This is a genomic window from Cupriavidus sp. C1SS-2L, assembly GCF_057073735.1.
The window spans coordinates 393,637-406,672 of sequence record NZ_CP172709.1 but is presented as its reverse complement, the minus strand read 5'-3'; the positions used below and the strand labels follow the sequence as shown (position 1 = coordinate 406,672).

Below are 13,036 nucleotides of genomic sequence, written 5' to 3'. Positions count from 1 at the left end.
AAGTCTTGTTCATGATGAAATTCCTGTTCCCTTGAGTCAGAGATGGCGTGCGGCGGCCAGCGCCTCATCGGAGCCGCGTCGCGGAAATGCGGCACGAGTCCGCCCCTGCCGCACGCTGCGGCATGTTTTGAGAAGCTTCGTGTATGGAGGAAATCAGCCGGGCGTGTTCACGCCGGCCTCGCGGCGTACTACTTCACGCCTGCGGAGCGAATCTCCACGCGCCGGTCAGGCGCCAGACAAGTGATCAGCTTCGGACGCGGCATCGCACCGCAATGGCTGAGCGGGTCGGCTTTGCCCATGCCCTGCGCCGTTACCAGGCGGCTGTCGACGCCTTGTGCCACGAGCAAGGACTTCACCGTGTCGGCGCGCTGCTGTGACAGGCGCTTGTTGTAGGCGTCGGTGCCAAGACGATCGGTGTACGCGTACACGTCCACATGCTTGAGCATCTTCATGCCGGCCAGCTGCTGGCCGAGCGCGTCGATCCTGGCATGGCCATCGGGCACCAACTCCGCGGCAGTCGAGCCATTGAACGTGAACAGCGCATCGGCGCCGAGCGTGGTGGTGGTGGTGGCGGTGGTCTGCACGATGGCAGGCATTGCAGCCGGCGTTTCGGGATACCGGAGGAACGCCGCGCACGATTCGGGTGCCCAGTAGTACGAGCGCGACGCCATGGCCGTGTCGAACAGCACCTTCATCTGGCATTGCACGACATCGTTCGGGGCCGGCTTGCCCGTGCGGAAGTTGAACAGGTAGTCCCACTCGCGCACATCGGCCATGCCTTCGTTGAAGTGCGGCCGGCCGATCAGCGCGTAATGCTGGTCCTTGGTCATGCCCGGCTGCAGCAGCCGCAGGCTGTCTAGGTTCGGGAACGTGCCTTGTTCAGGCCAGGCACTTGCCTTGTCGGGGAATACGACGTTGGCGGACGTGCCCTGGTTGGTGGGGTGGCTGGAGGTGGTGGAACATCCGGAAAGGATCGTGGCCGTCAATGCCACGGTGGCCGTCAGCGAAGCGATAGTCAATCTCATGGTGGTGCCCAGGGTTGATCGAAGGACTTCGATCCGCGGCAAACACCTGCCCACGGCCAGCCTGGCTGTCCGGGAGACTGGCTTCAGTCGTGAATATGGCGAGCGACGTGGAATGCTGCGGATCTTCGGGTCGTAGACTAGGGTTCCGCAGCCACGGAAACTATAGAAGGACTTCGAATCCGCGCGTTTTTCTGGCGGTGGTGGCAGCCAGTTTCAGGCGGACGCCGGCGCCGCCGTCGATCCGCGCACAATCAGTTCCGGTTTGAGCTCGACCGTCACGGCATCGGCGTCGGGCTCGCTGATCTTCCTGAGCAGCAGCTTTGCGGCTTCTTCGCCCATCTCGTGCACGGCAATGCGCACGGTGGTCAGCGGTGGTGTCAGCGCATCGACGAACGGCATGTCGTTGTGGCCGACCACCGAGATATCTTCCGGACAGCGCAGACCGCGCTCGCGCAGGTAGTCATAGCAGCCCATGGCGATCAGGTCGTTACCGGCGGCGATGGCCGTCATGCCGGGAAACTCGGCCAGCAGCTTCGCGCAGGCTTCGCGGCCCGCTTCGCGCGAATAGCTTGGGGCTTCGATGACCTGCCATTGCTCCCGCCGCAGGCGGTGGTGCCGCACGGCGCGCAGGAATCCTGCGCGGCGCAGGAAGCCGGTCGACAGCGTGGCGGGGCCTGCGATATGGCCGATGCGGCGGTGGCCAAGGCCGATCAGATGGTCCACGGTCAGCCGCATGGCCAGCAGGCTGTCGCTGACCACGCATGATGCGCGGCCAGTGTCTTCGCCGCGGTTCACCATGACCACGGGAATGCGCTGGGCCAGGCAATAGTCGAGGATCGGATCATCACGCTCGGCGGTGGCCAGCAGCAGGCCCTCGACCTGGCGCCCGACCATCTGGTCGATCACGAAGCGCTGGCGTTCCTTGTCGGTGCCCGCATTGACCACGATCGGCACATAACCCTGCTGGCAAAGCACCGATTCAATGCCGGCCAGGATCGGCGGAAACACAGGGTTGGCGATATCAGGCAGCACCACGCCGACCAGGCCCGAGCGCTGCGTGCGCAGCCCTGCCGCAATGCGGTTTGGGCGGAAGCCGCGCTCGTCGGCCAGCGCGAGTACGCGCGCCGCCACGTCGTCTGCCACCAGATGCCGCGTTGCCGGGTTCATGACGCGCGACACCGTCGAGTAATGCACATTGATTTCGGCGGCGAGGTCTTTGAGGGTCAGGCGTTTGCGCTCGGACATGTCGGCGGGAAGCGGGGCGGCGGCGCCGTGGGCGCTCGGCGCTGATCGGAATCGGCAATACGCCATTCTAAGGCAAGGGACCCGGGCGGCCGCCACCCGAGCCCCGTGCGGCGCTGTCCGCCCCGTTACTGGCCGCCCTGAACGCCCGACTGTTTCACCACCGGCGCCAGCTTGGCGATCTCCGTCTTGATGTAGCTGGAGAACTCCTGCGGCGTGGACGTCCGCGGCTCGGCGCCCTGGACCGCAAGCTTTTCCCTGACATCGGGCGACGCCAGCGCTTTGCCGATCTCGGCATTGAGCGTGTTGATGACCTCCTTCGGCGTGCCGGCCGGCGCCAGAATGCCGAACCACGAATCGAACGCATAGCCGGGCAGGCCGGATTCCGCCACGGTCGGAATGTCGGGCAGCGAGCCGGCCCGCTTCGCGGTGGTCACGGCCAACGCCTTGAGCTTGCCTTGCCGCACAAACGGCATCGCCGATACGGTCGGTGCGAACATCATGTCGCCGCGACCGGCCATGACATCGGTCAGCGCTTCGCCGGTACCCTTGTACGGGATATGGACGACGTCGATGCCGGCCTGCATCTTGAACATCTCGCCGCTGAGGTGCGTCGAGCTGCCCGAGCCGGCCGAGTCGAAGTTCATCGCGCCCGGGTTTGCCTTGGCTGCGGCGACGATGTCGCGCACGGAGTTGTACTTGCTCGTGGCATTCACAACGAGCACGTTCGGCACGCTCGCCACCAGCGACACGGGCGCAAAGTCCTTGACGGTGTCATAGCCTAGCTTCGGGTATAGCGTGGCGTTGATGGCGTGGCCCACCGACACCAGGATCAGCGTGTAGCCGTCGGGCGCGGCCTTGGCCACGCCGGTGGCGCCCAGCGTGCCGCCGGCGCCCGGTCGGTTGTCGACGATGACCTGGTAACCAGCGTTCTGGCCCATCTTCGTGCCGACGATGCGGGCCAGGATATCGGTCGCGCTGCCGGCCGAGAACGGCACCACGAGACGGATCGGCTTGGCAGGGTATTGCGGTTGCGCCATGACGGGCGGAGCAGCGGCCAGCACGGCGAGTGCGGCGGCGGACAGGGTGAACAGAGTCTTGCGACGAAGGGGGCGATACATCGTTTGTCTCCTCACAACCGGTGAATTCAGAAGAAGTGGCGCATGCCGAGCGCGAAGGTCTGCGGGTCGGCGCCTGCGCTCACGCCAAGTTCGTTGATGGCGAAGTCGTAGATCGCGTTTTTCTTGTTATCGATGCGGCTGTAGTACGCGAACAGCGTCGTGCGCTTGGACAGCGGGTAGTCGTAGCCGATGGTCACCTGCGTGGCGCCGGTATCCGCGCCGCTGCGGAAGAAGCCGACGGTTTCGGTCGCGTTGCCGGTGCCGTTGCTGGCCAGCGCAAAGCCCAGCTTCACGCTGCCCGGCCCGAGCTTCTGCACGAGCGATGCGTAGTACCCGTTGCGCGTGAGATCGCCGGTCGCGGTGCGGTAATGCAGGCGTTCGTACAGCAGGGCGACGGTCGTGCTGGGGAACCGGTACGACACCCCGGCCTTCATGGCATCGTCGTTGCGGCCCTTGACTTGGTAGTTCTGGTGGATTTCGTAGGCGAGCGCGACATTGAGCGGGCCGTTGTCGTACGCGGCAGAGAACGAGTACAGGCCCGGGTTGCGCGGCACCGTCAGCTTTTCCTCGTTGATGCCCCACGCCGCCGAGCCGCTGAAGCCAGCAAACGATGGCGTCTGGTAGACGATGATGTTCTTCTGCCGGCGGTCGAACGAGCTGGTGTCCTGCACGTTGTCGGAGCTGGACGCCGAGCCGTTGCCGATCAGCGCCATGTAGCCGGCGGTGGTCGGGTAATACGGGTCATAGCCCATCGTCGACACGGTGTACGGTGTCTGCCAGTGGCCCATGAAGAAGGTACCGGCCTTGCCCTGCAGCCCGATGCGGTCATTGCGCCCGGCAATCTGGCCCTGGCCTGTATCGAGCGAGACATTACTTTCGATCTGCCAGATGGCCTTGAGCGTGCCGCCGAGATCCTCTTCTCCGCGCAGGCCGAACACCGAGCGGTTGTTGGTCAGCCGGCCCGTGCCGCCAAGATGCGTGCCGTCCGTTGCCGTGCTGGCGCTGGAGTATTCGAGCGCCGTGTTGATGCGGCCATACACCGTGACCGACGATTGCGCCGCGGCCTCGCCGGCTATGCAGCATGCGGCCAGGGTCAGGACAGCGCTTCGCATGGGAACGCGTTTCATGGGTAGTCTCCCGCTTCTGTGTTTCTGTGTGCTTGTTGTGGAAGTGGCGCCCGCACCGATGCGCGGGCACGGCGCCATGCCGGGGCGCCGGATACTGCTTGCTGCTAAGGCTGCCGGTCAGGCCTTCGGATAAGGCATGGCCAGCAGCAGCATGGCGGGGCGGTTGCCCGGGTTCGACACCTGCCGCGCTTCGCCCGGTGCCAGCCGCACCGAATCGAACTGTTGCAGCGTCACGGCTTCGTCGGACGTGCGGATGCAGACCTCGCCTTCGAGCACGACGTAATGCTTTTCCACCGTGGATGCATCCATGCTGGTATGTCCGCCGGGCAGCAGCACCGACACACCCATCCACAGCGATTCCGACGGCCCGGCCTCGTGGCCCTGCAGGCGCAGGCAGTGCATGCCGTCGTGGTTCGGCGGAAAGTAGGCTGGCGCCTGGGCGAAGCGGGTCGTGTTCATGGCTTGAGCACCACGCGTTCGGTCGCGCCCTGCAGCACGGCGCGATAGGCGTCGGCGGCGTCGGCCAGCGCATACGTGTATTCGGGCAGCACAGGGAACGGCTTCAGCGCGCCAGAGGCGAACATCGGCGCGAGCTGGTCCAGGATGTTTGCGCCCGCGCCGCTGTCAAGCGCAAGCGTATCGACGCCCACGTAGGTGTGCTGGCCGCGATAGAACGTGAAGATGTCGAACGGCACCGGACGCTCGATGGTCGAGATGAAGATCTGCGTGGCGCCGATCGCCATGGCCTGGTTGGCCTGCTCGAAGTACGGGCTGCCCACGGTGTTGTAGACGATGTCGGCGCCATGGCCGTCGGTCTCGTCGCGCACCACGGCGGAAATCGATTCGCTGCTCGCGTCGATCATGCGCACCGGTGCGTTCGCGTGGCCGCGGTAGGGCTCGGCGGTGCGTTCTACGGCGAACACGCGCGCGCCCAGCGCGGTGGCGATCTGGATGGCGGCCTGGCCGACCTTGCCGTTGCCGCCGCCCACCAGCACGACGCTGCCCGGCTTGGGCATGCCCGCGCGGCGCAGGCCTTCATACGCGGTGATGAAAGGCACGCCAACGGCGCCGGCTTCGAGCAGCGACAGCGTGGCCGGCTTTTCGCGCACCGACTGCGCATTGACGCGCAGGTACTTGCCGTGCGTGCCGTCGCGGCGGATGCCGAGTTCGCCGCCGCTGCCCCATACCTTCAGGCCGATCAGGCCGGTCGGGCCGTCGACCACGACGCCCGCATAGTCGCGCCCCGGCGTGCGCGGCCAGACTGCATGCGGCATCAGGCCGAGCGTGGCCTTGACGTCGCTGGGGTTGACCCCGGCGCTGGCCACTTCGATCACGCACTGGCCATCGGTGGCTTCAGGGCGCGGTGCGCCCACCAGTTCCAGTTTCAGGGTATCGATGCCTGAGGCTTTCTCGCTGACGCGAATCGTGTTCATGGTGTCTTCCTCGTTCAGTGTTCGGTGTTGTGAATGCTCAGGCTTCGCGCAAGCCAAGTACGCGGCGCGCTTCGTGCGGCGAGGCGATCTCGCCGCCCAGCGAGCGGACGATGTCGCTCGCCTTGGCGACCAGCGCGGCATTGCTCGGCGCGAGTACGCCTTTTTCCAGGTAGATGTTGTCTTCCAGGCCGACGCGCACATGGCCGCCCGCGAGCCATGCCTGCGCGACGATCGGGAACTCCGCACGGCCGATGCCGAACGCTGACCAGTGCGCGCCGGGCGGCAGCATGTTGCGTGCGTAGAAGATGGTTTCGGGCGTCGGCGCGAAGCCGTACTTCACCCCGAGCACGAAGGTCCACAGACCGGGACCGTCAAGCACGCCTTCGCGGATGAAATCGAGCGCCATGTTGAGGTCGCCCGAATCGAATATCTCGAGCTCCGGCATGACGCCTGCCGCACGGATCACGCCCGCCATCTTGCGCACGTTGGCCGGCGTATTGATGACCACGTCGCCGCCTGAGTTCATGGTGTTCAGGTCGAGCGAACACACGTCGGGGCGCAGTGCCGCGATGTGCTCGACGCGCTTGGACGGATGCAGCAGCGTGGTGCCCGGCGCGGCTACGCGCGGCTCGTCCTCGCTGGGCACGAAGCGCCCGCCGGGGCCCGTGGTCAGGTTGATGATCAGTGCGCGGTTGCGTTTGCGGATGCGGTCGATGACATCGGCGTAGTAGTCGAGCGACATCGACGGGCGGCCGGTCTCGGGATCGCGCACGTGGATGTGCGCGGCAGCGGCGCCGGCTTCGGCGGCGTCGAGTGCGGCATTGGCAATCTGCTCGGGCGTGACCGGCAGATCGGGGTACTGCTCAGGCGTGACGATATTGCCTGTCACCGCGCAGGTGATGATGGTCTTGCGAGCGTGCATGGTTGCGTTGGGCTAAGGGTGGAAATGGATCAGCCGAGCTGACGGCCGCCATCGACGACGATGGTGGTGCCGGTAGCAAAGCGCAGCGAAGTCGCGCAGGCGACGATGGCGTCGGCCACGTCCTGTGCCTGGCCGATGCGGCGCAGCGGCGTGGTTTTGGCCGCGCGTTCGTTGAAGGTGTCGTCGCGGCCGGGCACAAAGCCGGTATCGACCACGCCCGGCGACACGTTCAGTACGCGGATGGCCGGCGCAAGCGCGCGGCCCAGCGACACGGCCATGACATCGAGACCGGCTTTGGCGGCGCAGTACGCCACGTTGCTGCCCTGGCCCGTTCGGCCCGCGATCGAGCCTACGTTGACCACCAGTCCATCGCCATTGGCGCGAAGATGCGGCGCAAATGCGCGGATCGCCGCGAACTGGCCGCGCCAGTTGATCGCGAACAGCTCGTCGATCAGTGCATCGTTGAGCGCGTCGAGATCGGCGTGCGGAATGGCCTGCGTGAAGCCTGCGGTATTGACGAGGATGTCGACGCGGCCGTAGTGGTGAGCGACTTCGGCGGCGAGCGCGTTTAGCGATGCGGTGTCGCCGATCTCGGCCACTGCGCCCATGTGATTGCCGGCCGGCAGCGAAGCCGCCGCGCTGGCCGCGGTATCGCGATTGCGCCCGGTCAGGACGACGCTCGCGCCAAGCTGCGCCAGCGCAGTGCCTGTCGCCAGGCCGATGCCGCCAGTACCGCCGAGGATCACGGCAACCTTGCCGGAGAGAGAAGAGAGGCTCATGGTGTTCAGTTGTGCTGCGTGGAAATGTGGAGGACCGGGTCGTCAGTCGATCGGCGGCTTAGGGAAGGTCTGCTCGCCCGGTTCGAGCGTAAAGTCGAAGTCCATCGTGTAGAACGGCGCGGGCTGGTCGCCCCATGGGCTGCGGCCCTGGTCGACAAGTTCGAGTTGCCCGACGAGCTGTCGGTGCACGCCGAATGTCACGTCGGATTCGAGCGCTCGCGGCTCGTCCACGAACACTTGCGTGACCAGCGTGCGGTAGCCCGGTGCGGCGACGATGAAGTGGATATGCGCTGGGCGGTACGGATGGCGTTGCTGTGCGTCGAGCAGTGTGCCGATCGGGCCATTGGTCGGCACCGGATAGCCGGCCGGGCGCACGGTACGGAAGTGGTACCCGCCTTCTGCGTCGGTCTGGAAGCAGCCGCGGAGGTTGCGGTCGGGCTGGCGCGGGTCCTGGTTGTCATACAGGCCGACGGGCGATGCCTGCCAGATTTCCACAAGTGCGTTGGACAACGGTGTGCCGTCCGTCGCGCGCACGGTGCCGCGCACGAACAATGGCAGACCTGGTGCGTCATCCTGCACCACGCAGTCGCCGCAGTCGTAACGTGGGGCGTTGGCGCGGTAGAACGGGCCGAGAAGCGCACCAGGCGTGCGGCCGTCCGTGGTGTTGTTATTCATCACGGTAACCAGCGTGGAGAGACCCAGCACGTCGGCGGCCAGCACCACTTCGTTGTTGGTGGCGTGGGTTGCGTGGCCCAGCGCGGCGACGAACTCCAGCGCTTTTTCAAATTCCTCGTCTGTTGGACGCACTTCACGGAGGAAGTCGTGCAGGTGCTGGACAAGCAGACCCATGACGAAGCGCAGGCGCGGGCTGCTGGTTTGAGCCATGGCGGCCTGGACGATCTGGGTGACGGAATGCTCGTCTTCGATCAGGCGCAGATCGTTTTCTTTGTATTGGATGGTCTGCATTGTTCATCTCCTTTGCAAACGTTTGCAGCAAACGTTTGCAATTATGATGGGTATAGGGAAATGGTCAAGGGAATTTTTTAGGTGGCGTGCGGTTGCCCCGCGACAACGAGCCCAAAGTGCCCCCAGCGCTATACTGACAACCTCTCCCAGCAGGATGACCCGATTGGCCGACCAAGACCTCTCCCGGCTGAAAATCGACCGCGGTCCACACGCGGCCCCGCCGCGCCGCCGCCGGTGGCTGCTTTATGTGGCCATCGCCGTGGCGCTCGCTGCAGCTGCTGCTATCGCCTTCAAGGTAGCCAGTCCCGCCGCGGTGGAAACCGTCACGGTCTCGTCCGCCTATCCTTCCCAAAACTACACCCTGCTTAACGCTACCGGCTATGTCGTGCCGCAACGCAAGGCGGCTGTCGCCTCCAAGGCGCAAGGCAGGCTGGAGTGGCTGGGCGTGCTGGAAGGTTCGCGCGTAAAGAAGGACGAAATCATCGCCCGGATAGAACGCCGGGACGTCGATGCCACGCTTGCGCAGGCGACCGCGCAGGTGAAGGTAGCGCAAGCCAATCTGGAATTGCAGCTCGCCGAGCTGCGCGACGCGGAAGTGAACCTGCGCCGCTCGGAACAACTGCTGGGCCCGAAGGCGATTTCGGTCCAGCAGTATGATGCCGACCTGGCCCGCTTCAAGAAGGCGCAGGCGTCGGTCTCGAATTCGCGTGCGGCCATCACCTCCGCGCAGGCGAATGCGCAGGCTGCGCAAGTGTCGGTCGACCAGACGGTCATTCGCGCGCCGTTCGACGGAGTGGTGCTGATCAAGCATGCCAACGTGGGCGACAACATCACGCCGTTCTCGTCGGCGTCCGACACAAAGGGCGCGGTCGTGACGATTGCGGACATGGATACGCTCGAAGTCGAGGCCGACGTCGCTGAATCCAATATCGCGAAGATCCGCGCGGACCAGCCGTGTCTGCTGCAGCTTGATGCGCTGCCCGATATGCGATTCGCGGGCCAAGTGTCGCGCATCGTGCCGACCGTGGACCGCTCCAAGGCGACCGTGCTGGTCAAGGTGCGCTTTGTCGACCGCGACGCGCGCGTGCTGCCCGACATGAGCGCCAAGATTGCGTTCCTGTCCAAACCGCTGGCCAATCAGGACCGCAAGGCCGTTATCGCCGTGCAGCCGGCCGCGATTGCCTCGCGTGACGGCCACAAGGTGGTGTTCGTCGTCCGCGACGGCAAGGCGCATGAAACTACCGTGACGACCGGCGAGCGCATCGGCGAACTGGTGGCCGTTCACGGCGTGGCCGCGGGCGATGTGCTGGTGCTTTCGCCCGGTGACAAGCTGCACGACGGCGCCCGCGTCACCGTGGCGAAGAAGTAACGTGGCCGCGATCCCGCTCGTCAGCATCCGCCACGTCGCCAAGTCATACCGGCGCGGCATGCAGACCGTGCCCGTGCTGACCGATATCACGCTCGACATTGCCGAGGGCGACTTCATCGCGCTGATGGGGCCGTCCGGCTCCGGCAAGAGCACGCTGTTGAACCTGATCGCCGGCATCGACCGGCCCGACAGCGGCGAACTGCTGGTGGGCGGGCAGGACATCACGCGGCTGGCCGAGTCGGAGCTGGCCGCGTGGCGCGCCGCCAATGTCGGTTTCATCTTCCAGTTCTACAACCTGATGCCGGTGCTCACCGCGTTCGAGAACGTGGAGCTGCCGCTGATGCTGACGCGCCTGTCGCGCGCCGAGCGCCGCGCGCGCGTGGAGCTGGTGCTCGGCATGGTCAACCTGGCCGACCGCATGGACCACTATCCGTCCGAGCTATCGGGCGGGCAGCAGCAGCGCGTGGCCATTGCGCGCGCGCTGATCACCGACCCGATGCTGATCGTCGCCGACGAGCCCACCGGCGACCTCGACCGCAACGCCGCCGCCGATATCCTGGCCATGCTGAAGCGGCTCAATGGTGAGGCGGGCAAGACCATCATCATGGTCACGCACGACGCGCATGCCGCCAATGCGGCGCGGTCGCTCGTGCACCTGGAGAAGGGAGAGCTGATCCATGGCAACGGCGCCTGAACCACGCTGACTGCACGCCATGTTCGTGCTGAAGCTGATCGCCCGCAACGCACTGCGCCACAAGCTGCGCACGGTGTTGACCGTGACCGGCCTGGTGGTCGCGGTGCTGGCCTATGGGCTGCTGCAGACCGTGGTCGATGCATGGTATGCGGGTGCCGCAGCGGCTTCGAGCGGGCGGCTGGTGACGCGCAATGCCATCTCGCTGGTGTTCCCGCTGCCACTCAGCTACGAGAACCGCATCCGCGGCGTGGACGGTGTGACGGTCGTGGCGCGCTCCAACTGGTTCGGCGGCATCTATCGCGATCCCAAGAATTTCTTCGCCCAGTTCGCGGTCTCGGACAACTACCTGGACCTGTATCCGGAATTCATCGTCACTGCACAGCAGCGCGCTGACTACGCGCGCGATCGCAAGGGCGCGCTGATCGGCCGGCAGCTTGCGGACCAGTATGGCTTCAAGGTCGGCGACGTGGTCCCCATCAAGGGCACGATCTATCCGGGCACGTGGGAGTTCATCGTGCGCGGCATCATGGAAGGGCGCGATGAGAGCACGATCACGCGCCACATGGTGTTCCACTGGGAATACCTGAACGAGACGGTGCGCAAGCGCTCGCCGAAGCAGGCCGACCAGGTCGGTGTGTACATCCTCGGTATCGACAACCCGGACAATGCCGCAGCCATTTCAAGAAACGTGGACGCCGTGTTCCGCAATTCGCTCGCCGAGACGCTGACGGAGACCGAGCAGGCGTTCCAGCTCGGCTTCGTGGCGATGTCGAACCAGATCATCGCGGCAATCCGTGTGGTGTCGTACGTCGTGATCCTGATCATCATGGCGGTGATGGCCAATGCCATGGCCATGAGCGCGCGCGAGCGCACGGTGGAGTACGCCACGCTCAAGGCACTGGGCTTCGGGCCCGGTTTCCTGGCGCTGCTGATGTTCGGCGAATCGATGTTCATCTGCCTCGTGGGCGGCGGCATCGGCATGCTGGCCACGCCGCCGATGGCCGCGATATTCAAGCAGTCGGTGGGCGGCGTTTTCCCCGTTTTCACGGTGTCGCCCGAGACGATGTGGATGCAGGCGGCCTGCGCGCTCGTCGTGGCGCTTTTCGCCGCGGTGGTGCCGGCGGTGCAGGCCGCACGCGTGCGCATCGTCGAAGGCCTGCGGGCGATCGGCTAGGGATCACATGGCGATCCCGCTCAGCTATATCGCGCGCAACCTGTGGGCCCGTCGGCTGACCACGGCGCTGACGGCGGGCGGCCTCGCGCTGGTAGTGTTCGTGTTCGCGACCATGCTGATGCTCGACGCGGGGCTCAAGCGCACGCTGGTCACCACTGGCGAGAAAGACAACGTCGTCATGATCCGCAAGGGCGCGGAGACCGAAGTGCAGAGCGCGATCAGCCGCGACCAGGCCAGCATCATGGAGATGCACCCATCGGTCGCGATGGACGGCAACGGCCGGCCGATGGCGTCGAAAGAAGCCGTGGTGCTGATTTCGCTGAACAAGCGCGGATCGGATACGCCGTCCAACGTGGTGATTCGCGGCGTGTCGCCAAAGGGACTGGAACTGCGGCCGCAGATCCGGATGGTGACGGGGCGCACGTTCCGGCCCGGTTCATCGGAGATTATCGTCGGCAGCAGCGTGGCCGGCGGCTTTACCGGTGCGCAGCCAGGCGGGCGCCTGCGCTTCGCCCAGCGCGACTGGACCATCGTCGGCGTGTTCGATGCGGGCGGCAGCGGCTTCGATTCGGAGATCTGGGGCGATGCCGACCAGCTCATGCAGTCGTTCCGCCGCAGCAGCTATTCGTCGATGGTGGTACGGCTGACGCGGCCAGATGCGTTCGCACGGCTGCGCGCCGACATCGACGTAGATCCCCGGCTGGCCAACGAGGCCAAGCTCGAGCAGACCTTCTACAGCGACCAGTCCAAGGCGCTGTCGACGTTCATCAACATCCTGGGCCTGACGTTGACCACGATCTTCTCGATTGCCGCGATGATTGGTGCCATGATCACGATGTACGCGTCGGTGGCCAACCGCGTGGCGGAGATCGGCACGTTGCGTGCGCTGGGCTTCCGGCGCACCAACGTGCTGGCGGCGTTCCTGATCGAGGCGCTGCTGCTCGGACTCATCGGTGGCGTGGCCGGGCTATGCTGCGCCGCGCTGATGCAGTTCGCCTCGTTCTCGACCACCAACTTCCAGACCTTCGCCGACCTGTCGTTCCGTTTCATCCTGACACCGGGCGTCGTGGTCCGGACGTTGTTGTTCTCGATGGCGATGGGGCTGATCGGCGGCTTCCTGCCGGCATTGCGCGCGGCCCGCATGAACATCGTCGATGCGCTGCGGGCTCACTGACGCTGCCGGC

At 65.6% G+C, this 13,036-nt stretch carries 13 protein-coding genes; 4 read left to right on the top strand and 9 right to left on the bottom strand.

The features are described from left to right. Positions 1-188: 188 nt before the first annotated feature. The 9 genes from bamE to ACIGJG_RS19525 all read right to left on the bottom strand — a co-directional run bounded on the left by bamE (position 189) and on the right by ACIGJG_RS19525 (position 8,615). Positions 189-1,025: an outer membrane protein assembly factor BamE domain-containing protein gene (bamE, locus tag ACIGJG_RS19565; RefSeq protein ID WP_220630534.1), complete on the bottom strand. Its 837-nt coding sequence runs from the start codon at positions 1,023-1,025 to the stop codon at positions 189-191. Positions 1,026-1,238: 213 nt separating this feature from the next. After that, on the bottom strand, positions 1,239-2,270 hold the full coding sequence (locus tag ACIGJG_RS19560; RefSeq protein ID WP_220630533.1) for a LacI family DNA-binding transcriptional regulator: 1,032 nt from the start codon (positions 2,268-2,270) through the stop codon (positions 1,239-1,241). A 125-nt stretch (positions 2,271-2,395) separates the two neighbouring features. Continuing rightward, complete coding sequence (locus tag ACIGJG_RS19555) at positions 2,396-3,388, bottom strand: tripartite tricarboxylate transporter substrate binding protein (protein WP_011301954.1); 993 nt, start codon at positions 3,386-3,388, stop codon at positions 2,396-2,398. 26 nt (positions 3,389-3,414) lie between these two features. Continuing rightward, the gene (locus tag ACIGJG_RS19550; protein ID WP_011301955.1) at positions 3,415-4,515 is read right to left on the bottom strand and encodes a porin; all 1,101 of its coding nucleotides are present in this window, start codon (positions 4,513-4,515) and stop codon (positions 3,415-3,417) included. Positions 4,516-4,632: 117 nt separating this feature from the next. Beyond that, entirely contained in the window at positions 4,633-4,974 is a 342-nt protein-coding gene (locus ACIGJG_RS19545) for a cupin domain-containing protein (RefSeq protein WP_011301956.1), read from the bottom strand. Continuing rightward, positions 4,971-5,948, bottom strand: a complete 978-nt coding sequence (locus ACIGJG_RS19540; protein WP_483673768.1) for a quinone oxidoreductase family protein — start codon at positions 5,946-5,948, stop codon at positions 4,971-4,973. The genes ACIGJG_RS19545 and ACIGJG_RS19540 overlap by 4 nt, the downstream gene beginning before the upstream one ends. Positions 5,949-5,985: 37 nt before the next feature. Further along, a complete protein-coding gene (locus ACIGJG_RS19535; RefSeq protein ID WP_011301958.1) occupies positions 5,986-6,870 on the bottom strand; it encodes a beta-keto acid cleavage family enzyme in 885 nt (294 codons plus the stop codon). 29 nt (positions 6,871-6,899) lie between these two features. Beyond that, entirely contained in the window at positions 6,900-7,649 is a 750-nt protein-coding gene (locus ACIGJG_RS19530) for an SDR family NAD(P)-dependent oxidoreductase (protein WP_011301959.1), read from the bottom strand. Positions 7,650-7,691: 42 nt separating this feature from the next. Then, a complete protein-coding gene (locus ACIGJG_RS19525; protein WP_011301960.1) occupies positions 7,692-8,615 on the bottom strand; it encodes a dioxygenase family protein in 924 nt (307 codons plus the stop codon). Between the two features lie 163 nt (positions 8,616-8,778). Between ACIGJG_RS19525 and ACIGJG_RS19520 the strand changes: the two genes are divergently transcribed. The 4 genes from ACIGJG_RS19520 to ACIGJG_RS19505 are packed head-to-tail and all read left to right on the top strand — an operon-like array spanning position 8,779 to position 13,026. Then, a complete protein-coding gene (locus tag ACIGJG_RS19520; protein WP_140948815.1) occupies positions 8,779-9,984 on the top strand; it encodes an efflux RND transporter periplasmic adaptor subunit in 1,206 nt (401 codons plus the stop codon). Between the two features lies 1 nt (position 9,985). Beyond that, complete coding sequence (locus ACIGJG_RS19515) at positions 9,986-10,678, top strand: ABC transporter ATP-binding protein (RefSeq protein ID WP_011301962.1); 693 nt, start codon at positions 9,986-9,988, stop codon at positions 10,676-10,678. 19 nt (positions 10,679-10,697) lie between these two features. Continuing rightward, complete coding sequence (locus ACIGJG_RS19510; RefSeq protein WP_011301963.1) at positions 10,698-11,852, top strand: ABC transporter permease; 1,155 nt, start codon at positions 10,698-10,700, stop codon at positions 11,850-11,852. Positions 11,853-11,859: 7 nt separating this feature from the next. Next, positions 11,860-13,026, top strand: a complete 1,167-nt coding sequence (locus ACIGJG_RS19505; protein ID WP_011301964.1) for an ABC transporter permease — start codon at positions 11,860-11,862, stop codon at positions 13,024-13,026. The last annotated feature ends 10 nt before the right edge of the window (positions 13,027-13,036 follow it).

Excerpts from the sequence above, each read along its gene's own strand:
- bamE (WP_220630534.1), bottom strand. The coding sequence starts at position 1,025 with ATGAGATTGACTATCGCTTCGCTGACGGCCACCGTGGCATTGACGGCC.
- ACIGJG_RS19560 (WP_220630533.1), bottom strand. The coding sequence starts at position 2,270 with ATGTCCGAGCGCAAACGCCTGACCCTCAAAGACCTCGCCGCCGAAATC.
- ACIGJG_RS19555 (WP_011301954.1), bottom strand. The coding sequence starts at position 3,388 with ATGTATCGCCCCCTTCGTCGCAAGACTCTGTTCACCCTGTCCGCCGCC.
- ACIGJG_RS19550 (WP_011301955.1), bottom strand. The coding sequence starts at position 4,515 with ATGAAACGCGTTCCCATGCGAAGCGCTGTCCTGACCCTGGCCGCATGC.
- ACIGJG_RS19545 (WP_011301956.1), bottom strand. The coding sequence starts at position 4,974 with ATGAACACGACCCGCTTCGCCCAGGCGCCAGCCTACTTTCCGCCGAAC.
- ACIGJG_RS19540 (WP_483673768.1), bottom strand. The coding sequence starts at position 5,948 with ATGAACACGATTCGCGTCAGCGAGAAAGCCTCAGGCATCGATACCCTG.
- ACIGJG_RS19535 (WP_011301958.1), bottom strand. The coding sequence starts at position 6,870 with ATGCACGCTCGCAAGACCATCATCACCTGCGCGGTGACAGGCAATATC.
- ACIGJG_RS19530 (WP_011301959.1), bottom strand. The coding sequence starts at position 7,649 with ATGAGCCTCTCTTCTCTCTCCGGCAAGGTTGCCGTGATCCTCGGCGGT.
- ACIGJG_RS19525 (WP_011301960.1), bottom strand. The coding sequence starts at position 8,615 with ATGCAGACCATCCAATACAAAGAAAACGATCTGCGCCTGATCGAAGAC.
- ACIGJG_RS19510 (WP_011301963.1), top strand. The coding sequence starts at position 10,698 with ATGTTCGTGCTGAAGCTGATCGCCCGCAACGCACTGCGCCACAAGCTG.
- ACIGJG_RS19505 (WP_011301964.1), top strand. The coding sequence starts at position 11,860 with ATGGCGATCCCGCTCAGCTATATCGCGCGCAACCTGTGGGCCCGTCGG.